The organism is Nostoc sp. (assembly GCF_036917615.1).
In the GTDB taxonomy this organism is placed as follows: domain Bacteria; phylum Cyanobacteriota; class Cyanobacteriia; order Cyanobacteriales; family Nostocaceae; genus Nostoc.
On sequence record NZ_JBALCZ010000034.1, the window covers coordinates 1 to 23,925 of the forward strand.

General features: G+C 42.5%; 21 protein-coding genes and 1 pseudogene. 11 read left to right on the top strand and 11 right to left on the bottom strand.

What is annotated here, in order from left to right; all coding sequences use genetic code 11:
• Positions 1-178 precede the first annotated feature (178 nt).
• Entirely contained in the window at positions 179-556 is a 378-nt protein-coding gene (locus V7K85_RS12815) for a Mo-dependent nitrogenase C-terminal domain-containing protein (RefSeq protein ID WP_334814048.1), read from the bottom strand.
• Between the two features lie 527 nt (positions 557-1,083).
• On the opposite strand from V7K85_RS12815, the gene V7K85_RS12820 reads away from it, so the two are divergent.
• Positions 1,084-2,280, top strand: a complete 1,197-nt coding sequence (locus V7K85_RS12820; protein WP_334814049.1) for an anion transporter — start codon at positions 1,084-1,086, stop codon at positions 2,278-2,280.
• Between the two features lie 230 nt (positions 2,281-2,510).
• Positions 2,511-3,581: pseudogene (locus tag V7K85_RS12825) on the top strand (IS630 family transposase).
• A 133-nt stretch (positions 3,582-3,714) separates the two neighbouring features.
• Here V7K85_RS12825 and V7K85_RS12830 read toward each other — a convergent pair.
• The 5 genes from V7K85_RS12830 to V7K85_RS12850 all read right to left on the bottom strand — a co-directional run bounded on the left by V7K85_RS12830 (position 3,715) and on the right by V7K85_RS12850 (position 8,921).
• On the bottom strand, positions 3,715-4,275 hold the full coding sequence (locus V7K85_RS12830) for a Uma2 family endonuclease (RefSeq protein WP_334814050.1): 561 nt from the start codon (positions 4,273-4,275) through the stop codon (positions 3,715-3,717).
• Between the two features lie 128 nt (positions 4,276-4,403).
• Positions 4,404-6,176, bottom strand: coding sequence for a ribonuclease J (locus V7K85_RS12835; protein ID WP_334814051.1), 1,773 nt, complete (start codon positions 6,174-6,176; stop codon positions 4,404-4,406).
• Positions 6,177-6,455: 279 nt separating this feature from the next.
• A complete protein-coding gene (dapA, locus tag V7K85_RS12840; RefSeq protein ID WP_334814052.1) occupies positions 6,456-7,340 on the bottom strand; it encodes a 4-hydroxy-tetrahydrodipicolinate synthase in 885 nt (294 codons plus the stop codon).
• A 130-nt stretch (positions 7,341-7,470) separates the two neighbouring features.
• Positions 7,471-8,538 (bottom strand): aspartate-semialdehyde dehydrogenase, encoded by a 1,068-nt coding sequence (locus V7K85_RS12845; protein WP_334814053.1) that lies wholly within the window; start codon positions 8,536-8,538, stop codon positions 7,471-7,473.
• 230 nt (positions 8,539-8,768) lie between these two features.
• Positions 8,769-8,921 (bottom strand): hypothetical protein, encoded by a 153-nt coding sequence (locus V7K85_RS12850; protein ID WP_334814054.1) that lies wholly within the window; start codon positions 8,919-8,921, stop codon positions 8,769-8,771.
• Between the two features lie 459 nt (positions 8,922-9,380).
• On the opposite strand from V7K85_RS12850, the gene tig reads away from it, so the two are divergent.
• From tig to V7K85_RS12870, 4 genes are all read left to right on the top strand, one after another.
• Positions 9,381-10,820, top strand: a complete 1,440-nt coding sequence (tig, locus tag V7K85_RS12855) for a trigger factor (protein ID WP_334814055.1) — start codon at positions 9,381-9,383, stop codon at positions 10,818-10,820.
• Between the two features lie 337 nt (positions 10,821-11,157).
• Complete coding sequence (gene clpP, locus V7K85_RS12860; protein WP_334814056.1) at positions 11,158-11,856, top strand: ATP-dependent Clp endopeptidase proteolytic subunit ClpP; 699 nt, start codon at positions 11,158-11,160, stop codon at positions 11,854-11,856.
• Between the two features lie 9 nt (positions 11,857-11,865).
• A complete protein-coding gene (gene clpX, locus V7K85_RS12865) occupies positions 11,866-13,206 on the top strand; it encodes an ATP-dependent protease ATP-binding subunit ClpX (protein WP_334814057.1) in 1,341 nt (446 codons plus the stop codon).
• 79 nt (positions 13,207-13,285) lie between these two features.
• Positions 13,286-14,206, top strand: a complete 921-nt coding sequence (locus V7K85_RS12870; RefSeq protein ID WP_334814058.1) for an alpha/beta fold hydrolase — start codon at positions 13,286-13,288, stop codon at positions 14,204-14,206.
• Between the two features lie 14 nt (positions 14,207-14,220).
• Here the strand turns inward: V7K85_RS12870 and V7K85_RS12875 are convergent, their stop codons facing one another.
• On the bottom strand, positions 14,221-15,420 hold the full coding sequence (locus V7K85_RS12875; RefSeq protein ID WP_334814059.1) for an FAD-dependent oxidoreductase: 1,200 nt from the start codon (positions 15,418-15,420) through the stop codon (positions 14,221-14,223).
• Between the two features lie 54 nt (positions 15,421-15,474).
• Entirely contained in the window at positions 15,475-16,458 is a 984-nt protein-coding gene (locus tag V7K85_RS12880) for a GntR family transcriptional regulator (protein ID WP_334814060.1), read from the bottom strand.
• Positions 16,459-16,762: 304 nt separating this feature from the next.
• Here V7K85_RS12880 and V7K85_RS12885 point away from each other — a divergent pair, with 304 nt between their 5' ends.
• Positions 16,763-17,503, top strand: coding sequence for a dienelactone hydrolase family protein (locus tag V7K85_RS12885; protein ID WP_334814061.1), 741 nt, complete (start codon positions 16,763-16,765; stop codon positions 17,501-17,503).
• A 337-nt stretch (positions 17,504-17,840) separates the two neighbouring features.
• Positions 17,841-18,743: a S1 RNA-binding domain-containing protein gene (locus tag V7K85_RS12890; RefSeq protein WP_334814062.1), complete on the top strand. Its 903-nt coding sequence runs from the start codon at positions 17,841-17,843 to the stop codon at positions 18,741-18,743.
• Positions 18,744-19,041: 298 nt separating this feature from the next.
• On the opposite strand, the gene V7K85_RS12895 is transcribed toward V7K85_RS12890, so the two are convergent.
• The 3 genes from V7K85_RS12895 to V7K85_RS12905 form a co-directional block, all read right to left on the bottom strand.
• Positions 19,042-19,431 carry a GUN4 domain-containing protein gene (locus V7K85_RS12895; RefSeq protein WP_334814063.1) on the bottom strand — a complete coding sequence of 130 codons (390 nt, stop codon included), beginning with the start codon at positions 19,429-19,431 and terminating at the stop codon, positions 19,042-19,044.
• Positions 19,394-19,960 (bottom strand): toll/interleukin-1 receptor domain-containing protein, encoded by a 567-nt coding sequence (locus tag V7K85_RS12900; protein ID WP_334814064.1) that lies wholly within the window; start codon positions 19,958-19,960, stop codon positions 19,394-19,396. The genes V7K85_RS12895 and V7K85_RS12900 overlap by 38 nt, the downstream gene beginning before the upstream one ends.
• A 506-nt stretch (positions 19,961-20,466) precedes the next feature.
• Positions 20,467-20,655 carry a hypothetical protein gene (locus tag V7K85_RS12905; RefSeq protein ID WP_334814065.1) on the bottom strand — a complete coding sequence of 63 codons (189 nt, stop codon included), beginning with the start codon at positions 20,653-20,655 and terminating at the stop codon, positions 20,467-20,469.
• 128 nt (positions 20,656-20,783) lie between these two features.
• Between V7K85_RS12905 and V7K85_RS12910 the strand changes: the two genes are divergently transcribed.
• The 3 genes from V7K85_RS12910 (at position 20,784) to V7K85_RS12920 (ending at position 23,866) form a co-directional block, all read left to right on the top strand.
• Positions 20,784-21,161, top strand: coding sequence for a hypothetical protein (locus tag V7K85_RS12910; RefSeq protein WP_334814066.1), 378 nt, complete (start codon positions 20,784-20,786; stop codon positions 21,159-21,161).
• A 231-nt stretch (positions 21,162-21,392) separates the two neighbouring features.
• Entirely contained in the window at positions 21,393-22,268 is an 876-nt protein-coding gene (locus V7K85_RS12915) for an SDR family oxidoreductase (RefSeq protein WP_334814067.1), read from the top strand.
• 101 nt (positions 22,269-22,369) lie between these two features.
• Positions 22,370-23,866: an HlyD family efflux transporter periplasmic adaptor subunit gene (locus tag V7K85_RS12920; protein ID WP_334814068.1), complete on the top strand. Its 1,497-nt coding sequence runs from the start codon at positions 22,370-22,372 to the stop codon at positions 23,864-23,866.
• The last annotated feature ends 59 nt before the right edge of the window (positions 23,867-23,925 follow it).

Below are 23,925 nucleotides of genomic sequence, written 5' to 3' on the forward strand. Positions count from 1 at the left end.
AGTTAGGAGTTAGGAGTTAGGAGTTAGGAGTTAGGAGTTAGGAGTTAGGAGTTAGGAGTTAGGAGTTAGGAGTTAGGAGTTAGGAGTTAGGAGTTTTATTTTTAATTCCTCACTCCTTACTCGTAACTTTTCCCTCAGCACGGGCTAAATGCCCCGCTACCGCTAACAGCACTCTGTATTAGCAGTACTGCGACACATCTTCGCCACAATCGTCGGCTAGATAGCACAGTGCTCGGAAACGTAAACCAACCACTTCGTCATATAAGGGGTTAAGCTTGCACATGGGCGGAATGTGAAACAGGGTTTTCCCGAATAATTTGACATCTCGCTCAAAGGGACACTGAGATGGAATCAGTTTGCACAAGCGGTGAGCTAGTTGGCGATCGCGGACTTGAATGCTATCTACACGCTGCCGTAGGGGTTGGAGAATATTCCAGTAAGATTTGGAAACAGAAGGGTTTAGCTGGGTTACTTTCTGGTCACTAGTCTCTGCTTGATTGATTGATACCCAGCTTGCCAGAAAAATCTTTTTTGTGGTATTGTCGAATACCTTCATGGTTAATCCCCTGTGTTATTGAGGCTATTCATCTTTTTGATGAATATATACAATGTGGCAACGAAGTTTCCCGGAAGAATCTCGTCCTGACTGCGATATAATGTAATACCTGATTAGCCACTTAAGTCAGAACTTAATTTATTACTACGTCAAGTTAATCGCAATTTTCTGGGGATCGGTAGTGTAATATTACGATCTTGTTCATAACTTGACATACTTAAGATTTTAGTAAAGACATCTGTCATTGGATAGGTTTTAGTGTAACATTTACAAACCTTAATACAAGGTTTTCTTGGAAGTATTTTTGCTAAGTATAAATATCAGTTATACCCTAGTAGGGGTTTTTCCTCTCCGTATTCCCGCTTCCCCACCTCAGAGCGTCCTGTTCATTGCTGGCTGGATGCCGTAGAAGTAGAGAGAAGTCTGTAGACGCGGCTGCGGCTTAAAGCCGGGTGGATTGGTTTTCTCAGTAGATGTAGAGCAGCTAGTCATGAAACATCGCTCGTCGCAAAGTCTCGGTAAAGAAAGTGATTCTTCTGCAATTTGCAATTTATAGCGTCTTAGGGCTAACTTATCTGGGATTAGCATTGGGCTACATTCCTGGTTTACGCATGAACCGCGCCACCATTGCTTTAGTCGGTTCTGCCTTTTTAATTGCTTTAGGTGTTCTGAATTTACAGGAGGCATGGCAGGCCATTGATGCCAATACCATCGTATTTCTCTTGAGCATGATGGTAGTTAATGCCAACCTATCCTTTGCAGGGTTTTTTAGACGATCAATCTCAGTGATATTGAGTATCACTCGCAGTCCTCTAGGTTTGTTGATTGCTTTAACTTTTGGTAGTGGTATTCTCTCCGCCCTTTTTCTCAATGACACTCTGGCGTTGATTTTTACACCCTTAACCTTGAGCCTGACTCTAGCTTTGGGTTTAAATCCGATTCCTTATTTACTAGCGATCGCGGGTGCAACTAATATAGGCTCGGTAGCTACCTTGAGCGGTAATCCTCAAAATATCCTGATTGGCTCCTTTTCAGGCATCTCCTATCTAGATTTTCTGCGTGTATTGGCCCCAGTTGCCCTAGCAGGCTTGGTAATTCAAGTAGGATTACTGTGGCTACTTTACCCAGATGTGCGCTCAGTTAAACCTTGCCAACTATTACCTGTTGGCAACCAACGTATTTTTAAACCCTTATTTAAAAAAACATTAGTCATCACAATTGGGCTGCTAATTGCATTTACTGTCGGCTTACCCTTAGCGGAGTCTGCTTTAGTTGCTGCTAGCTTGTTGCTAATTACTCGCCGGATTAAACCCCAGCGCATTTTGCAAAAAGTGGATTGGAATCTGCTGGTAATGTTTTCTGGATTGTTTATCCTGACGCGAGTCACACAAAAGTTGAATTTGCTCCAGCCATTTACCCATGCAATCAACTCTGCTGCGAGTTTTTTGGGTGTAACTGTTGTTTTATCTAACTTGATTTCTAATGTGCCGGCTGTACTTCTGCTGCATCCCCTGGTTCCTCCAGGTGACACTAAGTATTGGCTATTGTTGGCAGCTGGATCAACTTTGGCTGGTAATTTGACTTTGTTTGGTTCAGTCGCCAACTTGATAGTTGTAGAAGCTGCTGCTGATTTAGGATACAAGCTAACTTTTTGGGAACATCTGCGCTTTGGAGCGCCTTTAACAGTGTGTACTTTAGTTCTAGTATACCTCTGGGTTCATTAAGAGCGATCGCTCTAATAACTAAACCTCTTGCAAAAAAGTTTTGTGGTACGATTAGGGGTTTTATAAAAAATCCATATCAGAATCTATACAGAGAACTTTTTTTACCTTATTGGGATGTCTGATAGAGATAGAAAGCAAATTTTTATAACCCATTAAGTAGGTGGGCGTGAGATAACCAAAATGTGTAACAATAAGTAAATACAGTAAGTTACCAAAATTGAGTATAAAAAATGCCAGTACGTCTCAGGGTATTCTTAACTCAAGAAGAAGACAGAACTTTATTTGAGTTAAGAACAGCCACAACGGTTTGACAGATCGTAAAAGATCGAGCAGAAGTAGTGAGGTTAAATTCTCGCGGATGGTATGTGGAAAAAATAGCAGTTCACTTTAATTGGGCAGATCAAACAGTAAGAGAGACACTTCATAAATGGGATAAAAAAGGTTTAGGAGGATTATGGGATGGGCCGGGTAGAGGGGGAATCACAAAGTGGAAAGAAGAAGATATAGTTTACTTAGAAGAATGCCTCAAAAGCGACCCACGCCCACCTACTTAGTCGTCAACTGTCAATCAAGCTAGAGAAAGAAAGAAATATTAAGTTGAGTCCCGATAGAATCAGAAGGGTACTCAAAAAAAGGGGATAAATTGGAAAAGAGCCAGAATTAGTCATAGAAAAAAGCAAGATTCTCTAGCCAGAGAAATTAAACAGGCGGATTTGGAAATGCTAGAGATAGCAGCATCTGCGGGAGAAATAGACCTAAAATATCTAGCTGAATCAGGGTTTTGTATGTGGTGTTCACCCGGTTATACATATTATCCAGTCGGGGAACAAAAGCGATTAGAACAAACTAAACGACGTCGGAAAAGATTGAGTATTCTTGGCTTATTTCAGCCGTTAGTAAGTTTCATTTATGGCTTAGTTATTGGCAGCATCACGAGTGAATCTTATATTAAGATGATGGAATGTGAGGTGATTCTTGCAGAGCAAGAACTCAAGGCTAATGGAAAGATAAGAGTCATAGTTCAAGATAATGGTTCTATACATAAATCTCTGGAAGTACGAGAATATTGGACTAAGTGGGAAAGTCTTGGTTTATATATTTTCTTTCTGCCTAAATATTGTTCAGAGATGAATAGAATTGAACTAGAGTGGCAACAACTTAAAAAACATGAAATTTCTGGACAGATGTTTGATGATGAATTAGACCTAGCTTATGCAGTTATTGATGGGATAGATGCTAGAGGAGAACAAAATAGTTACCGTACAGAACGTTTCAAATTTAACAATTATTCTCCTTGTTAACATTGCTTTACACATTTGGGTTTTCCTCCACCCACCTACTTAATTATTTACATAACTTTATACCTCAGATGTATTTTTTCGTTCATCTGTAGACGCAGGTGTAGAAAACTGAGAGATTTATGAACAATATTAATTAAGCTAAAAGTATCTGCTGAACAGCTAGGGTTAATTCTGGGAATATTTGAGAAACAATCTGTTGGTTTCCAGCAAACACAAATTGCTTGTAACTGCCCTGATTTAGCAAACACACCGTTATTTTATTTTCCAGAAGGTCAACAATCCAATATTCGACCACACCTATAGCTGCATACTCAGAGGTTTTTTGATTATAGTCCCGGTCAATAGATTCAGGGCTTACCACTTCAACTAAAAGTGGTGGAGCAGTTTTGAGAATAGCCGAAGTACTTTCAATACTTTTTGCCTGTTCGTTGGTAATCACACAAATATCAGGTCTTCTAAGTTGTTTATTAGTCAGCACCTCTGTACCGTTAGGACGCGGTTGTAAAGGCAGTCCCATTTTTTGAATTTCTAAAAAAAAGCGAACTAACAGTAGGGTGATAATCGCCTCATGTTTGCCAGTACCAGGAGGCATTTCTACCAGCACCTCATCCTCAATTTCATAGCGCTTGTCTGTGCCATCATCAAAATTGATGTATTCCTCAAGAGTATTAATTTTTGTTGGTATTTTAGTCATAGCGATCGCCTCCAAGAACTATAGACAAGTTCTATACCCATGATAAAAGACTCTATCTCACGCCAAAGCGCAAAGACGTTAGATAAACTCTGCGTCTTTGCGCCTCTGCGTTAAATTGTTATCTTACCCTATGATGCTACCTGAGCAGCAGTCCGAGTCCGGCGTCTTCTCCCATCAGCAACTTTCACAGGTGGCTCATCAGGGATTTGCATCAACAAAGTCACAGATGGCTGACATTGCAGTTCGCGGCGGATGGAACGTTGCAATTCTCGTTCTAAAGTTCCTTGCAATCCACCCCAGTCTATATCTGCTGCTTGACCTTCGCCAGGAGCAAATTCTGTCCAGCGCACAGTTAAGATTTCTTCAATCCGTTGTTTTACCCAGGTTTGTAGGAGCGATCGCTCTACACTTGTCACTACACCCCGGAGGTGAATTTCTGGTTTTGCCAACAGTTTACCATTCCAATCAATGGCAGCTGCGATGGTGATAATGCCTTCTGAAGCCATGCGTTGCCGTTCTTGTAAAACTTTGGCACTTACCATACCCGAACTAGTAGTATCCACCAATTCGATACCAGATGGTACTTTACCAGCGACGCGAATCGCATCTTCAGTCAGTTCGACAATATCACCATTCTGAATAATGATCATGTTTTCTGCGGGAATGCCCATACTCTGAGCCGTTTCTGCGTGCTTCACTAGCATCCGATGTTCGCCGTGAAATGGCACAAAGAACTTGGGTCGAGTTAAGGCAATCATCAGCTTTTGTTCTTCCTGACAGCCGTGACCGGAGACGTGAATCCCTTTGTCCCGCCCATAGATCACTTTTGCACCTTGAATCATCAATTTATCAATGGTGTTGACTACAGCGATCGTATTTCCGGGAATTGGGTTAGCAGAGAATACTACCGTATCTCCTTCGCGGATTTTGATGTGAGGGTGTTCTTTGTTGGCGATGCGGGTCATTGCTGCCATCGTTTCGCCCTGAGAACCTGTAGTTAAAATTAATACTCTCTCATCAGGTAGATTGCGGACTGCGTGCAATGGTTGCAGCAGATTATCGTCACACTTGATGTAACCTAAATTGCGGGCATGAGCAATCAAGTTGAGCATGGAACGCCCCACAATCGTCACTACACGGTTTTGCTTCTTGGCGATATCCAATATCATGTTGATGCGATGCACGCTAGAAGCAAAGGTAGTAACGAACAATCGCCCAGTGGCTTGACTAAATACTCTCTCCAGATTGGGATAAACTGAACGTTCGGAAGGTGTAAATCCTGGCACTTCTGAGTTAGTGGAATCGCTTAGGAGGCAAAGGACGCCTTTTTCGCCATGTTCTGCTAGGCGTTGCAAATCAAACTTTTCACCATCTACTGGGGTATGGTCAATTTTAAAATCCCCGGTGTGAATGACTACACCAAGAGGAGTATGAATCGCAACAGTGAAACTATCAGCAATGGAGTGGGTGTTACGGATATATTCCACTAAAAAGTTTTTGCCAATCCGCACCACATCACGTGGTAGAACTGTTCTGATTTCTGTGCGATCACGCACTCCTGCTTCTTCTAATTTACCCTCTAGCATTGCCATTGCTAGTCTGGGGCCATAAATCACTGGGATATCAAATTGCTTGAGATGAAAAGCAATCCCGCCAATATGGTCTTCATGACCGTGAGTAACGATCATCCCTTTAATTTTGTGGCGATTTTCCCGCAGATAGGTCGTATCTGGCAGAACAATATTTACTCCATGCATCGCCTCAGTAGGAAAAGCCAATCCGGCATCTAACAGGATAATTTCATCGTCATACTCAAAAAGACAGGTATTTTTTCCAATTTCATGCAAACCGCCCAAAGGAATAATTTTCAAGGCGGAATTATTAGCTTCGTTTTTAGCCATTTTCTCCTTAGATTGTTACTTGTGGTTAATTTAGTTGATAGTTAACGAACTTGTATTTAAGACAACATCATTTGTCTCTTAATTCAGTCCCAAAGCAATCAAGTTTTAATTGAAGATTTCAATTTTTTGTTCAATAAAATCGACTGTACACTGAAGAATTTATAGTATGTCTATCAGTCCTAACACAGATTTTTAAATTGCAACTTATGAACAATTATGACCATTGTTTATATGTATCTTTAGAAAGCAGCAGATTAACAGCGCTTAACCAGATGGTGGCTAGATTAAACTAAGTTCTTTCAGAACCGCTTCTAACTTTTGACTTACTTCTAAATCGGCTTCACATAGCGGTGGACGAGTTGAACCAACCTCCCAACCTTGAAGTTTCAGTGCTTTTTTCACTGGAATGGGATTTGAAGTGAGAAATAAAGCTTTAAACAACGGGAAGAGTTGGAGATGAATGTCGCTTGCTACCTCAATTTTCCCCGCACTAAAAGCTTGGATCATCTGCTGTAGTTGGTTTCCTACCAGATGAGAAGCCACACTTACCACACCCTTTGCCCCGATCGCTAACAAGGGCAAAGTCATGTAATCATCACCAGAGTAGATGTGGAATTCTTTTGGTGTTAAGCGACGAATTTCGCTTGCCTGATCTATATTACCAGTGGATTCTTTAATCCCGACAATATTGCTAACCTCAGCTAACCGGGCAACTGTTTCTGGCTGAAGGTTTTGTCCGGTACGACCAGGGACATTGTATAACAACAATGGTAGGTCGGGACAGGCTTGTGCTATTGCCTGAAAGTGCGCTTCCAATCCCGCTTGTGGCGGTTTGTTGTAATAAGGAACAACTTGTAAGGAACCATGTACTCCTATTTTAGACGCTTTTTGGGTAGCAGCGATCGCTTCTTTAGTGGAATTTGAACCACAACCTGCGATCACCTTGGCTTTTCCTGCCACGGATTGCAATACCTCGACAAACAGCTGGTATTCCTCATCCCAACTTAGCGTCGGGGATTCTCCTGTTGTGCCGCACATCACCAATGTATCTGTACCGTTGTTAGCTAGATGCGCTGCCAGTTCTGCCGCTACATCATAGTTGACACTACCGTCTGCTTTAAACGGCGTAATCATAGCGGTTAAAACATTGCCAAAATCTCCCACCCTTTTTTCACTCCTGATTACCCATGTTTTTGTATCTTGGTGGTTTTCTCTTGTAATAACCTATTTGCAAATTGCTTTCAATAGTGATTTGCACATTTACTCTTTTTCAAAAGTCCAAAGTTTAAAATAATTAATTTTTATCCTTGACTCTTGACCAGCTTGAAACGTATGCCTTAGAGGATTTGAGTAGATTTTTTTCTACCAACAACTCGGCGATTTGTACTGCATTCAATGCTGCGCCTTTGCGTATTTGGTCGCCACACAACCATAATTCTAAGCCACAAGGATGAGAAATATCCTGACGAATTCTTCCCACTAAAACTTCATCTCGACCCGTTGCTTCAATTGGCATCGGAAAATGATTAGTTCCCCAATCTTCTACCAATTTCACTCCGGGGGAGCAATTTAAAATTTCTCTGGCTTCCTTTGCACTAAAGGGAGTCTCAAATTCTAAATTAATGGCTTCTGAGTGAGCGCGGAGTACGGGAACCCGTATACAAGTTGCAGTGATTCTGATTTGCTGTGTGCCAAATATTTTTCGGGTTTCGTTGACCATTTTCATTTCTTCCTCACAATAACCCAAATCGTTTAATGGTGAGTTATGCGGGAATAAATTGAATGCCAATGGGTAAGGCAATATTTCGGCAACTGGTGTCTGTCCTTGTAGTATAGCGCTTGTTTGAGTTTTGACTTCTGCCATTGCTCGAGCACCAGCACCACTAGCAGATTGATAGGTTGAGGCGACGATGCGTTGCACTGGTTTAATTTTATGCAATGGCCATACTACCAAAGTCATTAAAATTGTTGTGCAGTTAGGATTGGCAATAATGCCTTGGTGATTAGCTGCGGCTAGTGGATTCACCTCTGGTACAACTAAGGGAACTTCCGGGTTCATCCGAAAGGCACTGGAGTTATCAATTACCACTGCGCCCTTTTCGACAGCGACTGCTGCCCAACTTTGGGATATGGAACCACCTGCACTTGCCAGTACTATATCTACATTTTCAAAGGCGCGATCGCTAACTGCCTCTACTGGGAAATTTTCGCCTTTAAACCGCAGCGAGCGCCCGACACTCCGTTCTGATGCCAATAACTTCAAGTCAGCAAGAGGAAAATTACGGCTTTCTAATAATTCCAGCAACTCTGTGCCAACTGCACCAGTGGCCCCTAAAATAGCTAAACGATAGGATTTAGACAAACTCGCTTCCTCCTTTCAGAGATTATATGTGCAATTTCTGGGAACAATTTACAATTTACTTATATTAAATGGCGATCGCAATCTGGAAATACATTTTGAATAAATTTAGATTTTTTTCTAATTTAGTCTATCTCTATATATCTAATACATTTACTTTCTTGCCTATTTAATTAAGTTAAGTGATGTTGCATTCTACAACAATGGCTATCCAATTTTTCCATCGATTTATACTATATATTATTATACAACAAACCGCCATTTAGCAGAAAAATGGAGATATCTGCACTTAGACGTTTAACAGGCATCCCATCTGTAAGGCGAATAAACGTCTTGGCTGCAAAGTTGCTTACCAAGATGATGAATATACTAGGATCGAAATGCATAAAACCACTACAGGATAAAACTGAGCTATGCGGTTAGGTAACAGATGCACTCTCGTACCACAACTTAATAATAGCTAGACTCAATACTATAACTTTAACTTGGGAGTACTAACCACTCGCTGACAACCAGGATATCACGGCGTTAGCCCGCTGAATAATTAATTCCTAAGTTGAGAGTGACTAGGGAGTGGGGAAGAAGCAGAGGGGTAAGAGGGAACAAATGCCCAATGCCCAATGCCCCCATTAACTAATTGTTTTGAAGGTAAAATGTCAAGTCCTTGGTCATTGGCAGTAAACTGGATCTTTGCCCCAGGACAAACATCCATCCTTGGATGTCATAAGACCTTTTGGCAAACTCCCATTGCCCCTAAGAGACATCAAGCCATAAACGCAAACAATTATTTTATTGCGTCTTGTGTGTACTCGGAGTATAAAATACCAGAAAACTAGAGACGAAGCATGAAAGTTACCCAGGAAAAACTTCCCGCCAGCCAAATTGGCCTGGAAATAGAGATTACGCCGGAAATTACCAAGCAAACTTACGAACAGGTCATTAAAAACTTAGCGAGTACTGCCAATATTTCTGGGTTTCGTAAAGGCAAGGTGCCTCGGCCGATATTGCTACAACGGCTGGGTACTACTCGAATCAAGGCAGCAGCGCTGGAAGAACTAATTCAAGATGGCATTGAGCAAGCAGTCAAACAAGAAGCAATTGCGGCAATAGGCCAGCCGCAATTGCGCTCCTCCTTTGAGGATTTGATTAAGAATTATGAACCTGGAAAATCCCTGACGATTTTGGCTGCTGTCGATGTAGAACCAGAAGTGAATCTAGTGCAGTACAGTGATTTGCAAGCCAAGGCTGAAGAAGTCAAGTACGATCCAGAACAAGTGGACAATAGCCTCGACAAGGAACGTGAACAATTGGCGACATTGATTCCTGTGGAAGGACGTGCAGCCCAAATCGGTGATATCGCCGTAGTCGATTTTAAAGGTGTATTCTCCAAAGTTGAGGGCGAAGACGAAACAGCCGAACCAGAACCTATTCCTGGAGCCGAAGCAACTGATTTTCAAGTTGAGTTGCAGGAAGATAAGTTTATTCCAGGCTTTATTTCGGGAATAGTGGGGATGAATCCAGAAGAAACCAGAGAAATTGCGGCGCAATTCCCAGTTCCCTATGCTAATGAAGATTTAGCTGGAAAAGCGGCAACTTTCACAGTGAGGCTCAAAGAACTCAAGGAAAAGGAATTACCAGAAGTAAATGACGATTTCGCCCAAGAAATCAGCGATTTTGAAACCCTGGAGGAGTTACGCGCCTCTCTGGTAGAGCAATATCAAAAAGAGGCGGACGACAAAACAAAAACAAATAAGCAGGAAGCCTTGTTAACGGAACTGCTCAAGCACGTAGAAGTTGACTTACCAGCAACATTGATTGAGCAAGAAGTTGATGCAATGCTAACGCAAACAGCAATGCGGCTGTCTCAGCAGGGATTGGATGTAAGAAAGTTGTTTACTCAAGATATTATTCCTCAGTTACGGGAGCGATCGCGCACTGAGGCAATTGAACGCATCAAACGCTCCTTGTCCTTACGGGAAGTCGGGAAACGCGAATCTATCGAGGTAACACCAGAAGAAATCGCAGCCAGAGTCACAGAACTTTTACAAGAGTACCCGGAGGAACAAGACGTTGATGAAGATAAACTGCGCTCAATTGTGGAAAAGGAACTGTTAACCGAAAAAATCATCAATTGGCTCTTAGAACACTCCTCAGTTGAACTTGTACCCGAAGGTTCCTTGAGTCCCACAGAGGAAACGGAAGACGCAGAATCTGATGTTGATGCTGATGCACCTCAGACTGAGGAAGAAAACAGCGAAGCTTCCACAGAAGTCACAGAAGGATAATAAAAAATCCCACAGCCATCAGTTCACCAGTTCTGAGTTAAAGTACTGGTGAAATGGGTAAGGTAAGGGAAATGAGGGAGCAGGAGGAGATAAAAGACCACTGCCTCTTGAGTTTTAACTCCTCAAAACTCAGGGATGAAGGCAGAATAATTAAAGAATTAATGAATTTTCAGCAAATAGTGACACCTGTTATCGCCTGGGCTTGATACTGTGTTACACGAGAGGAAATTATATGAGGCATAATGGTTAATACGTAACTTCTAAAAATCCCATTTGTCGAAAAGGCAGCATCTGCTGCTGAAACATTTGTCCTCAATTATCGTCAAAGAAAGCTTGTATGCTTGTATCGCAGTCGGGAAATTACCCCATCAGCAACCAAAGTCAAATAAATATTAACTCCCAGTTGAGCAGCCCTAGCAACATCGTGCCGATGGTGGTAGAACAATCTGGCATGGGAGAAAGGGCTTTCGACATCTACTCCCGCCTGCTGCGAGAGCGGATTATCTTTTTGGGAACGCCGATAGACGATGCTGTTGCCAACTCAATTGTGGCTCAGTTATTATTCCTAGACGCCGAAGACTCAGAAAAAGACATCCAAATGTATGTTAATTCTCCTGGCGGCTCGGTCTACGCAGGGATGGCAATCTATGATACAATACAACAAATTCGCCCTGATGTTGTTACCATCTGTTTTGGATTAGCCGCGAGCATGGGGGCATTTTTGTTGACAGCAGGGGCTGCCGGGAAGCGAATGTCTCTGCCCGACTCCCGGATTATGATTCACCAACCACTTGGTGGCGCTCAAGGTCAAGCCATTGACATTGAAATTCAAGCCAGAGAAATTCTTTACGTTAAGGCTAAGTTGAATCAGTTAATGGCTCATCATACTGGTCAACCCTTAGAAAGAATTGAAGCAGATACTGAGCGCGACTTTTTTATGTCGGCAGAAGAGGCGAAAAACTACGGTTTGATTGATCAGGTCATTTCCAGGCAAAATCTTCCCATAGCAGGGGAAAACGTCACCATTCTGAAATAAGAGGCTGGTATGTCTAAGTACGACTCCCATTTAAAATGTTCATTTTGTGGCAAGTCTCAAGAGCAGGTGCGTAAATTAATCGCGGGGCCGGGAGTCTACATCTGCGATGAATGCGTTGACTTGTGTAATGAAATACTAGACGAGGAGTTACTCGATACCAATGGTGCGGCAGCACAACCAGCACCAAGAGCAGAACCACCTCAAAAACGGCGTACCCACTCTTCTAGTATTTCGTTTAATCAAATACCCAAGCCAAGAGAGATTAAAAAGTATCTAGACGAACACGTCATTGGTCAAGACGAAGCCAAGAAAGTGCTGTCAGTAGCTGTTTACAATCACTACAAGCGGCTGGCAGTCATTCAGTCTAAAGCCAGTGGCAAAGCTGGGGCGGATGATGCAATAGAACTGCAAAAGTCCAATATTTTGTTAATTGGTCCGACTGGTTGCGGCAAAACTCTCCTAGCGCAAACCCTAGCGAAAATCCTGGATGTACCCTTTGCCGTCGCCGATGCTACGACGCTGACGGAAGCGGGGTATGTGGGAGAAGATGTAGAAAATATCTTGCTGCGACTGTTGCAGGTGGCAGATTTGGATATAGAGGAGGCGCAACGGGGAATTATTTATATTGACGAGATTGACAAAATTGCTCGTAAGAGCGAGAACCCGTCAATTACCCGCGATGTTTCTGGCGAAGGCGTGCAGCAAGCTTTGCTGAAAATGTTAGAGGGAACGATCGCCAATGTACCACCCCAAGGAGGGCGCAAGCATCCCTATCAAGACTGCATCCAGATTGATACCAGTAATATTTTGTTCGTCTGTGGTGGTGCCTTCGTGGGCTTAGAAAAGGTTGTAGATCAGAGAGTTGGCAAAAAAGCAATAGGCTTTGTGCAACCGGGAGAAGGTCAATCAAAGGAGAAACGAGCAGCAGACACTCTCCGCCATCTAGAACCAGATGATTTAGTAAAATTTGGCATGATTCCAGAATTTATTGGGCGCGTGCCAATGGTAGCAGTAGTAGAACCGCTAGATGAAGAAGCGCTGATGGCGATTCTTACCCAACCACGCAGCGCCTTAGTGAAGCAGTACCAAAAGCTGCTGAAGATGGATAATGTCCAGTTAGATTTTAAACCAGATGCTTTGCGAGCGATCGCTCAAGAAGCTTACCGCCGTAAAACTGGTGCTAGAGCGCTGCGGGGCATTGTTGAAGAACTGATGCTGGATGTAATGTACGAGTTACCGTCTCGTAAGGATGTGACACGGTGCACAGTAACACGGGAAATGGTCGAGAAGCGATCGACTGCCGAACTGATAATACATCCATCTTCACTACCGAAACCAGAATCAGCTTAATAGTCATTAGTTATTAGTCATTAGTCATTAGTAAAAAATGGCTAACGACTAAGGACGAAGGACAAGGGACAAATAACAAATGCCTTATATTAATGTTCGTGGCGTTGATCATTACTACGAATGGGTGAAAAAACCATCTGGTTCTTTGGTAAAACCAGTGATGATTTTCATGCATGGTTGGGCTGGTTCGGCTAGATATTGGCAAAATACTGCTGATGCTTTATCAGAGCAATTTGATTGTTTACTCTACGATATGCGGGGATTTGGCCGTTCTGGTGGGAAGCCAACCATCGCCCAAGCAAGTGAAGCTGTCGCCGAATCTGAGTCCCCGCAGGAAGAATCAGAGGCAATCAGAGAGTTAACCTATGAATTAGAGGAATACGCTGATGATTTGGCAGCTTTGTTAGATGGGTTGCATCTTCAGCGTGTTTATATCAATGCTCACTCGATGGGCGCATCTGTTGCTACTTTATTTTTTAACCGCTACCCCCAACGAGTGGAACGAGGAATTTTAACCTGTAGCGGCGTTTTTGAGTACGACGAAAAATCCTTTAATGCTTTTCATAAATTCGGTGGCTATGTAGTTAAATTCCGTCCCAAGTGGTTAAGCAAAATTCCATTTGTTGACCGCATGTTTATGGCCAGATTTCTGCATAGTTCCATACCACATTCTGAGCGGCAAGCTTTTTTGCAAGATTTTCTCGAAGCAGATTACGATGCGGCTTTAGGGACAATTTTTACTTCAGTCAGTAAGGCTCAATCTGAAGTGATGCCGCAAGAGTTTGCCAAGCTGACAGTGCCGACTCTGCTTGTGGCGGGGGAATATGACAAAATTATTCCAGCCTCGATGGGGCGTCAAGCAGCTGCACTGAGTGACAAAGTGGAATTTGTGATGATTCCTAAAACAGCGCATTTCCCGATGTTGGAAGATGCGCCAACTTACTTGCGACGGGTGCAAGAGTTTTTGCAAATTAATACCCCACAACCACAAGTCGGATAACTGATGGCGGTTTTTTAGACAGTTAAGTGTACCTGTGTGATACCTTGACGCATTTTATATTGTCGCTTTAACCAAGACTTTTTAATTGTTTTACGGAGCAAGGGAGCAAGTTGAATCAACAGCGAACGCAGCAGGGCATTTTTTCGCAGTTGTTCGCCTTGTGTAGCCTCCTCTAACTGGAGTTGCTGGGCGCGGATAATTTCTGGCTCACGTTCTGCTTGGATGTGCGATAGTGCCATGTCAATATCCTGGTGTCTAGTTTCTCTGTGCAACAATGGCACAAGATGATTAGCAGCGACAATCACATCACGCAATGCTAGATTAATTCCTTGAGCACGGACAGGAGACATTGGGTGTGCAGCGTCACCCAGAAGCAGTACCCCTGGTGCGTGCCATTGTGGACAATAACCAACCACAACAGAGAGCCGAATGGGAGATTCAATTGTGTGTGCATGATTACGGAAATGCTCTGCTAGCCATGAGGGTGATAGTGAGGCAAAAATCTCTGCCCAGTTGGCTTGCTTGGAGTCAGTGTTTTCGGTTGCGGACATCACCCAAGCCAGATGCAGTTTCCCTGACTCTGCTCCGTGAAAGATGCTAAATACGCGATCGCCATTTACAATAGTACGAAATACATTATCGGTTGCAAACTCAGGGCTGGCGGCAAGTTTAAACCAAAGAATATCAATATTTTTGGGCTGGCGTACCAATTCCAATCCTATACGTTGTCGCACAAGAGAATTTCGACCATCTGCCCCAATCACTAAGTCAGCAGTAAGTTCTCTGCCATCGCTCAGTACTACACCTGCTACACGTTGATTACTCCACCGTAAATCCTTGACTGGAACACCCTGGATAAATTCAAACCCATCATTGGTTTGGGCTTCCGAAATCAGTGCTTTGAGTAGTGGTGGTTGTGAAACCAGTGTACAGGGTCGGGTCGCCCCCATTGGTTCATCAGCTCGAAACAACTGCTTTTCTCCTAGAATGAATTCCCAGGCGTCGAGTTGTCGATGGGGAATATGCTCCAACAATGCTGATAGACCCATTTGCTCTAGTGCATCTAACCCACTAGGCATTAATCCTTCGCCGCGAAAAACTCGATGAAAGTCTTTTGCTGCTTCAATTAACGTTACAGCAATACCACGTTTTGCAAGGAGCAGGGCAAGTGTTACACCTGTTGGGCCTGCGCCCACAATCACAATCTGTACCACCTCATCCCTCCTGTATCAGTTGCTCTCAAAGATGTTGGTCGAATTATCTTGAAATTAACCCAAACCCAGTTCTCGTTTTAGCAAGTTAATCGAGTTAGCGCCGATATAATTCTCAACCTTAATCAGCTTCGGTGGACGAATAATATCTTCATCACATGCTTGCACGGCTGCTTGCACTGCCGCAAAACTGGCTTGATCACTTATAATTACCTCAGCCCGTTTAACCATAGCTTGAAGTTTATAAGCATCTTTTGGTTGCGAAGTCATCACTAGTAGTTCATCCCCTCGCAGACCGTGGAGGATTACTTCTGCTGCTCGTGCAATCCCGGAACTAAGGCTAACTATGCCTACACAGTTTTCTTTTGGTAGGGTTTTCAATAGGTTGAGTTCTTTGGTGTAGTCGTAAATATCTAGAGGAATCACTCGTGCAGCTTTTGGAGCTGCGATCGCTTCTACATTACTGATAAAATACCGACTTGTGACTACTGTCGCAGAGGTAGTTTTATCTAGCGCGGCTGTTAATTCTTCCATTGCTACCAACTGGACTGGTATTTTCAAAGCTCGCTCTAATTCATACACCATCAACTCACCAGCACCCATGTCATAAGATGGAACTGCAACCAGTACTCGCGCACTACAACGCAAGCGCCAGTCAATTTCTGCTAAAAATAGCTCTCTGGCTTGATTCAGTGAACATCCTTGGGAGAGAAGCTCGTCAAGTGCTTGCTGGACAACTTGATATGCATCAGGATTTTGTTTGAGAATTGGTGATTGCAGCCTGCTACCGCCCTCATGACCTTGGGCACGAACATAAATTCCCGAACCAGCCATGCTTTCAACAAATCCGTCTTCCTCCAGTTGACGGTAAACTTTGCTTATGGTATTGCGGTGTAATCCAGTTTGCATTGCCAGCGCTCGTGTACTTGGCAATTTGTAAGCAGGGGGATATTGCCGGGAAGCGATCGCAAACCGGATTTGATTAAACAGCTGGGTTGATGCGGGAATTTCGCTGTCTGGCTGAATACGGAATTGAATCATCAGCAAACCTCCTGAATACTAAGTGCTGTTAGCGATAGCGGGGCGTTTAGCCCGTGCTGAGTTTTGAGTATTAAGTGTTGCTTTCCTACTCAGCACTCGGCACTTTTAACTCAGCACTACTTTAGTGACTAGATGCATTTGTTACATGTCAAATATTTGATTTACACATGAAGTTTTTCTGGTAAAAATTTCTAATGCGCTCATTATTGGTAATTGATAATTTAATTGCAAATAAGCTGGACATACTGGCATAGTTATATCAAATAAACACAGGGCTAATCACATAGCACTAGTAAAAATTATTATGACAGAGCAAGCAATAATTACCACAACGGTTAATCTTTTGCAAGATAATATTCAAGTGTCTGCTTATCTGGCAGAGCCAAAAGAATCTGGATCTTACCCAGGAGTCGTGGTATTGCAAGAGATTTTTGGTGTCAACATTCACATTCGGGAAGTTACAGAACGGATTGCGAAACTTGGGTATGTAGTGATCGCACCTGCACTTTTTCAACGGATTGCTCCTGGTTTTGAAACCGGATACACAACCGAAGATATTGAAACGGGCAGAGGCTACGCCATGCAAACTCAAGCATCAGAGTTATTGAGCGATATTCAACTAGCAATTGACTACCTCAAAAATCTGCCCCAAGTGAAAAAAGATGGCTTTGGCTGTATTGGCTTCTGCTTTGGGGGTCATGTTGCATATCTTGCAGCCACCTTACCAGATATTAAAGCTACGGCTTCCTTCTACGGTGCTGGAATTACCGCCCGCACACCAGGAGGTGGCGCTCCCACTGTCACTCGCACCAGAGAAATAACAGGTACTGTTTATGCCTTTTTTGGTGCAGAAGATGCTAGCATCCCAGCCGGACAAGTAGATGAGATTGAAGCAGAGTTAGAAAAATATAAAATTCCTCATCGTGTGTTTCGCTACGATGGAGCTGATCACGGATTTTTCTGTGACCATCGTGCCAGTTATAATCCTAAAGCTGTGGCCGATGCTTGGGAGCAAGTGAAACAACTGTTTAGTCAACTAAACTGAAGCATACGCAGCCAAGTTCGTTTTTTGTCATTTGTGATTAGTAATAACCACAACGCCGTGTGCAACTTTTACTCAAACCTAACCCCTCAGATCCCTTCCCTATGTTCGCGCAGCGTTCCGTACTCCTACGGAGAAGCTACGCGAAGCGTCTCGTTGGCGCAGCCTCTCGTAGAGAAGAGAAGGTAGGGAATGGGGAAAATTCAAAGCCTCTTTCCTTTTAGGAGAGAAGTCAGAATATTAAGTTACACATCGCGTAATTACAGACAAAGGACAAATGACAAATGACAATCTAAACTTCAGTGGCACGATATCAAATAACAATTAATCTTCAAAAGTCATGAATTCCGAATCGAAACTTTCTCAAACAGCCAATTCGTCATTTACGATGGACGATTTTGCCAAAGCACTAGAAAAACACGACTACCAGTTTCAAAAGGGACAGGTTGTACATGGCAAAGTGTTCCAACTTGACCATGATGGAGCCTATGTCGATATTGGTGGCAAGTCGTCAGCTTTTCTGCCGCGCGATGAGGCTTCTTTGAGAGCAGTTACCGATTTATCGGAGGTGCTGCCATTGCAAGAGGAAATGCAGTTTTTGATTATCCGAGATCAGGATGCAGAAGGTCAAGTCACCCTTTCGCGAAAGCAGTTGGAAATTCAGCACATCTGGGAACGACTCGCCGAAATGCAGGAAAATGCTCAGACTGTGCAAGTAAAGGTTATGGGTGTGAATAAAGGTGGTGTCACCGTCGATATTCTTTCTTTGCGGGGATTTATTCCGCGATCGCACCTGGCAGAGCGTGATAATTTAGAAGCACTCAAAGGTCAAAATCTGACTGTAGGTTTTTTGGAAATTAATCGTAACACCAACAAACTTATCCTTTCCCAGCGATTAGCAACTCGTTCTAGCAACTTCAGCTTATTAGAACTAGGTCAATTGGTGGAAGGTAAAGTTACTGGCATCAAACCTTTTGGTGTATTTGTCGATTTAAATGGTATGGGGGCCTTGCTTCATATCAAGCAGGTAAGCCAAAAATTCATCGAATCTCTAGACAAGGTATTTCAAGTTGGTCAGCCAATTAAAGCTGTAATTATTGACTTGGATGAAGGTAAAGGGCGAGTTGCTCTTTCTACCAGAGTTTTGGAAAACTTCCCTGGCGAAGTTTTAGAGAATATGGATGAGGTGATGGCTTCGGCTGAGGCGCGTGCTAATAGGGCTAATAATAAAGCTGCTGAATAGTTTTGAAGTGGGCTGTTTGCACAAAGCGTTTAAATCCCCATCTGCAACAATTTTGAATTTTGAATTTTGAATTGTTAATACTCCCCCTGCATCTACAAAGATATGGGGGGATTTTAAATTAGGAAAACTTTTAATTACGAATTGTTTATGACTAAGAAAAATTGAAGAAGTAATTTTTTGACTTTTGACTTTTGACTTTTGACTTCCCCAACGGGGCTGCCAGGTATCGGATCTCTGAAATGTTGATTATTTCGTAGAAAACAACCTTGTTACAAATATTTATAAAAGTCTGAAGTGCTTAAATGTTACACTTCCCAAGTCTTGATGCGAGAAAAGATAACAACCCACCACTCTGCAACAAAGCTTTACCATGTCCAGAAAATGGGAGGTGTCCCTCTGGTGCTGAAGTGTTAAAAGCTACATTAGAGTAATCAATCCAGTTTCCTTTTACTTTCCATCCTACGTGAGCGCAAAATTTATCCCAGGCTTCTAGATAACAGTCAGCCTTATATAACAAATTAATTTTCTTCTGAACACTAAAGCCAAAGCGCCCATCACTATATTTTACCCAAAGTTGGTTAATAGTGCGTAAGTCAGTACAGGGAAAATTATTGATAGATTCGTCATCAAACCAGCTTTCCTTTTCCCTACTAGATGCCTTGAGGATGACAGCTAAAGTTTCCTTCATCCACTTCTTTCCACTTGCCTGCTGCTAGCAAATCTCGCAATTGCGTGTAGTTTACTCCCTTCTCAGAACTGAGGTCATCGGCTTGAATTACTGGCTGTAGCTTTGGTTTTCGCTCTGGCGGTTTTCCAGTAATACCCCAAATTAAGTTCTCCATAGCCTCAGTATCTGTCCGAAAGTCAACCCATGTATTACCTTTAAGAAAAATTGGGAGTTTAGGCTGCTGTGGTGTATTCCCAAGCAAAACGGGAATCACGGGACAGTTTCTCTCTACAAATTCGTTTAAAAAAGCTCTCATCTCTTGACTTTGCCAGGGGCCAAATCCACTGCTACCTACAAAAACTGCTGCTGATTTAATCTTTTCTATTTGTTTCTCTAGTGCAGGCTGCCATGCTAAACCAGGACGAAGTGCCCACTTATCTAGCCAAGGTTTAATTCCTTGTCTTATTAATTCATGAGCAATTTCTATAACTTCAGGCTTGTCTTTGCTATTGTGGCAAAGGAAGACATCATACTGATCTTCGTCACTCATCTATAAGTCTCCTAATATCCACTTCTCTATATAGGCAATAATTGCCAACGTATTATACTTACTACTGTAATTAATTTTATATTACGTAATATAGTTTGATTTATTCTTGTCTACTTACTTAAGTTATTAGTTAATACATCAAAAAAATGAATAAAGGATTTTCAACAAATAAATTATTCAATCTTGTGGAGTGTTCATTTTAACAGCTTTTGGCTATGGGCGCTCATGTTGCCCACCCCACAAGAAGTAGTTGAGTATTTTTTTATTTGGGAGTCCCTAAAGTCAAATTTAATAAACAAAATGGCATTTGACTTACTCAAAAGCTGTATTTGCTTTCTCATTTCGGTGTATTCCGCAAGCAAAATAAGCTTTTACTTACTCAAACCCCAGTTTGCTTTCTCATTTCGGTGTATTCCGCAAGCAATCAAGCATATTGCTATCTCAATATGCTTGATTGCTGACTCATTCCAGTAATTCACACACTCGTGATAACTATCCCTTTGAGATTACTTTTCTGTATCTTTCTCTAATGCTTCCTGAATCGCACGACGGCAAAATTCTGGAGGATCATCCTTGGTGGATAGTTCTTCCTTCATAGTCTTGGTAATGCGTAGGTTAATCCTTTCTGTTAATGATTCTTCTCTATTTGATTTAATTGGTTGTAAATTTTGTGGGTTCCCTTTAGGATTAGGCATTATTGAGAAATATAAATAAGGCTTGATTTACTTGGTGCCAAAACAATAAATTGTTTTTTGGTGGTTGCGACAACTTGCCGGAAGTACAACCACCAATATCCAATTTCAAAAATGGACACTACTATTTTATGTTCACGCGTTCCGAACTTGAAATCAAGACTATTAAAGAATTACGCGACTTGTGTCGTAGATACGGCATCAAACCAACCGGGAATGCAGGATACAAAACCTCGTACATCGTAACTCTGATGGCATTTCCACTTTTAGCACTGCAACAAATGAAGCAAGGTAAAGGGTTAAAATTCCCTAACTTTAACGCTATCCAGATAATCAGTTCTGCTATTGAGGAGATGAATTCACCCACAGATGAGCAAGCAGCACTAATTCGGATAACTTTAGAGGGCAGGAAAATGAGCTATACTGACCGATACGACCAGGAGAACCTGCTGAACTTGCATAAGGCTAAGATGTCGCTTGAACAAGCTATTAACTTGTTGAGCCAGTAAAACTAATTCCATTATCCTATCCCCTGCATCTACAAGGATGTGGGGGATCATTTTTAGAGTATTAAAATAAATAAGGTGTGATCTATTGGCTTAGTTGGCGTGAGGATATCTTGAGCATAAAAAAGTATAAAAATATGCTCACGTTATTTAAGTATTGCTCAACGGGTTTTAAGCATATATCGAACATTTCAAGAACTATAAACGCTGAAAGTATTCAATTTAGGTATTTATATGTTTCTAGTAACTGGAGCAACGGGAGGAATTGGTCGCAGAGTTGTGCGACTCCTACGGCAACGAGAGCAGTCTGTGCGGGCATTTGTCCGCCTTAACTCGCGCTACAGCGAGTTAGAACACCGGGGTGCAGAAATCTTCATCGGTGACTTGCTAGAGGAAAAAGATATCCAGAAAGCTAGTCGGGATATCCAGTATATTATCAGCGCCCACGGTTCTGATAGCGATGCTCTATCTTTAGATTACCGCGCCAATATTGAACTGATTGACCAAGCAAAAGCCAATGGCGTAGAGCATTTTGTCTTCATTTCTGTATTGGGAGCCGATCGCGGATATGAAGACGCTCCTGTATTCAAAGCCAAACGAGCAGTAGAGCGATATTTGGCAGCTAGTGGCTTGAATTACACTATTTTACGCCCATCTGGATTAGCATCTAACTTGCTGCCACTAGTAGAACAATTTCGGGAAACGGGATTGTATTTGCTGATTGGCGATCGCAAAAATCGTACCTCAATTGTAAGTACCGATGATTTGGCAAGGATAGTCGTGGATTCTGTGACAGTTGAAGGCGCTCGCAATCAGATTTTATCAGTGGGAGGGCCGGAGATTTTATTAAGAGAAGATATTCCCCGGATTTTTGGTCGGATCTTCACCAAAGAACCAGTAATAATTAACTCACCACTATTTGTCATTGATGGGTTACAGAATGCATTGGGTTTATTTAATCCCCAAACCCAAAAAGCTTTGGGAACTTTTCGCACATTGCTAGCAAATGAATTTTTTTGTACAAAAGATGAAATTGCCAATTTAGAGGCGATTTTTAACTTCAAATTGGAAACATTAGAAAATTTTTTGCGGCGCTATCTAGCAGTTTAAATTAAATACAAGTCATTAGTCATTAGTCATTTGTCATTAGTGAATAACAAAGGACAAATGACTAATGATAAAGGACAAAGAAGAAAGGATAAAGGACAAAAATGAAATCTTCCCTAGCTGCAAATGCTGCTCAAGCACGTCAGACAAAAGAGCGATTCGCCCAACCAGAGGAACAACTCACCTATGAATTGGGGAAGGCGGTACAGGAATTGCCACCCCTGTATACTAGATTATTAGCGGGAACAATGAGCGTCATCGTATTTGGGGCGATCGCCTGGGCGTATTTCTCGCAAATAGATGAAGTAGCAACAGCACCAGGGGAATTAATTGCTTCCACACAGGTAAGACCGGTGACATCTTTGGGTGGGGGGTCAATTGTCGCCGTGAAAGTGCAAGAAGGCGATCGCGTTACTAAAGGTGAAGTTCTGATTCAAAAAGATCCAGACTTACAAATAACCGATGTTTCCCGCCTAGCCAAATCTACTAGATTGATTCAAGACGATTTGCAACGTTTGGATGCAGAACGCACCGGAGGCAAAACCACCGGGACGAAACTGCAAGATGAACTTTTAAACTCCCGCCTGCAAGACTTCCAAGCGCGTCAAACAGGGGCAGAAGCAGAAGCCAATCGCCAAATAGCACTCATCAATCAAGCTAAAGTTCGCTTGAGCCGATTGCAAGACAACTTAGTTAATGCCAAAAGCAGCGCTACCAATGCCAAAACCAACCTTGTCAACGCAGATAGCATTCGGATCAAAATTGAAAGTAATTTGACACTTGCACAAGAAAGGGAAAAAAGCCTACGCACTCTAATTACTCCTGGCGCTGTACCTCGTGTGGATTACCTAGATGCCCAAGAAAGATTAACTCGTGCAAAGACAGACATCACCAGAGCACAAGATGAAGTGACCAACGCCCAGAATAAAATCACAGAGGCTGAAGATAAAGTCACATCATTAGAAAAAGATATTGCTGCCCAAGTTCAGGAAATTCACCAAGCAGAACAAGCTTACAACGCTGCACGCAGCCAGGCCCAGCGTGTAGCATCAGAACGCCAAAGTGAAATTTTGACCCAGTTCAACAAGCGTAAAGAAGAACTGACAACTGTTCAAGGTCAATTAGAGCAGGCGAGGAAGCAGCAAGCTTTAGAAACGATTGAGGCTCCCGTTGCCGGTACGATTTACAGAGTCAAAGCCACTAAGGGCCCAGTGCAATCAGGTGAAGAATTGCTGTCAATTTTGCCGGAAGGGGAAGAAATGCTCTTAGAGGTGAAAGTTCTCAACCGTGATATTGGGTTTATTCGTCAAGGAATGAAAGCAAAAGTGAAAATGGCGACTTTCCCCTTCCAGGAATTTGGCATTGTGGAAGGCGAAGTCATGCAAGTCAGTCCGAATGCAATTATTGATAAAGAATTAGGCTTAGTTTTTCCTACAAGAATTAAGCTAAATAAACACGCAGTGAATGTTCGGGGTCAAGAAGTAGAATTTACACCAGGGATGGCTGCTACAGGTGAAATTGTCACTCGTAAAAAGTCAATTTTGACATTCATCACTGAGCCTGTGACACGGCGGTTCAATGAGGCATTTTCAGTTAGATAGGTTTGGTGCCTCGCCTGTTTTCATCTTTCTTTTTGTGAGATACCCCAACCTCAGCGAAG

Coding starts and splice junctions, on each gene's coding strand:
- V7K85_RS12815 (WP_334814048.1), bottom strand. CDS start 556: ATGAAGGTATTCGACAATACCACAAAAAAGATTTTTCTGGCAAGCTGG.
- V7K85_RS12830 (WP_334814050.1), bottom strand. CDS start 4,275: ATGACTAAAATACCAACAAAAATTAATACTCTTGAGGAATACATCAAT.
- V7K85_RS12835 (WP_334814051.1), bottom strand. CDS start 6,176: ATGGCTAAAAACGAAGCTAATAATTCCGCCTTGAAAATTATTCCTTTG.
- V7K85_RS12850 (WP_334814054.1), bottom strand. CDS start 8,921: ATGCATTTCGATCCTAGTATATTCATCATCTTGGTAAGCAACTTTGCA.
- tig (WP_334814055.1), top strand. CDS start 9,381: ATGAAAGTTACCCAGGAAAAACTTCCCGCCAGCCAAATTGGCCTGGAA.
- clpP (WP_334814056.1), top strand. CDS start 11,158: ATGCTTGTATCGCAGTCGGGAAATTACCCCATCAGCAACCAAAGTCAA.
- clpX (WP_334814057.1), top strand. CDS start 11,866: ATGTCTAAGTACGACTCCCATTTAAAATGTTCATTTTGTGGCAAGTCT.
- V7K85_RS12870 (WP_334814058.1), top strand. CDS start 13,286: ATGCCTTATATTAATGTTCGTGGCGTTGATCATTACTACGAATGGGTG.
- V7K85_RS12880 (WP_334814060.1), bottom strand. CDS start 16,458: ATGATTCAATTCCGTATTCAGCCAGACAGCGAAATTCCCGCATCAACC.
- V7K85_RS12885 (WP_334814061.1), top strand. CDS start 16,763: ATGACAGAGCAAGCAATAATTACCACAACGGTTAATCTTTTGCAAGAT.
- V7K85_RS12890 (WP_334814062.1), top strand. CDS start 17,841: ATGAATTCCGAATCGAAACTTTCTCAAACAGCCAATTCGTCATTTACG.
- V7K85_RS12895 (WP_334814063.1), bottom strand. CDS start 19,431: ATGAAGGAAACTTTAGCTGTCATCCTCAAGGCATCTAGTAGGGAAAAG.
- V7K85_RS12900 (WP_334814064.1), bottom strand. CDS start 19,960: ATGAGTGACGAAGATCAGTATGATGTCTTCCTTTGCCACAATAGCAAA.
- V7K85_RS12905 (WP_334814065.1), bottom strand. CDS start 20,655: ATGCCTAATCCTAAAGGGAACCCACAAAATTTACAACCAATTAAATCA.
- V7K85_RS12910 (WP_334814066.1), top strand. CDS start 20,784: ATGTTCACGCGTTCCGAACTTGAAATCAAGACTATTAAAGAATTACGC.
- V7K85_RS12915 (WP_334814067.1), top strand. CDS start 21,393: ATGTTTCTAGTAACTGGAGCAACGGGAGGAATTGGTCGCAGAGTTGTG.
- V7K85_RS12920 (WP_334814068.1), top strand. CDS start 22,370: ATGAAATCTTCCCTAGCTGCAAATGCTGCTCAAGCACGTCAGACAAAA.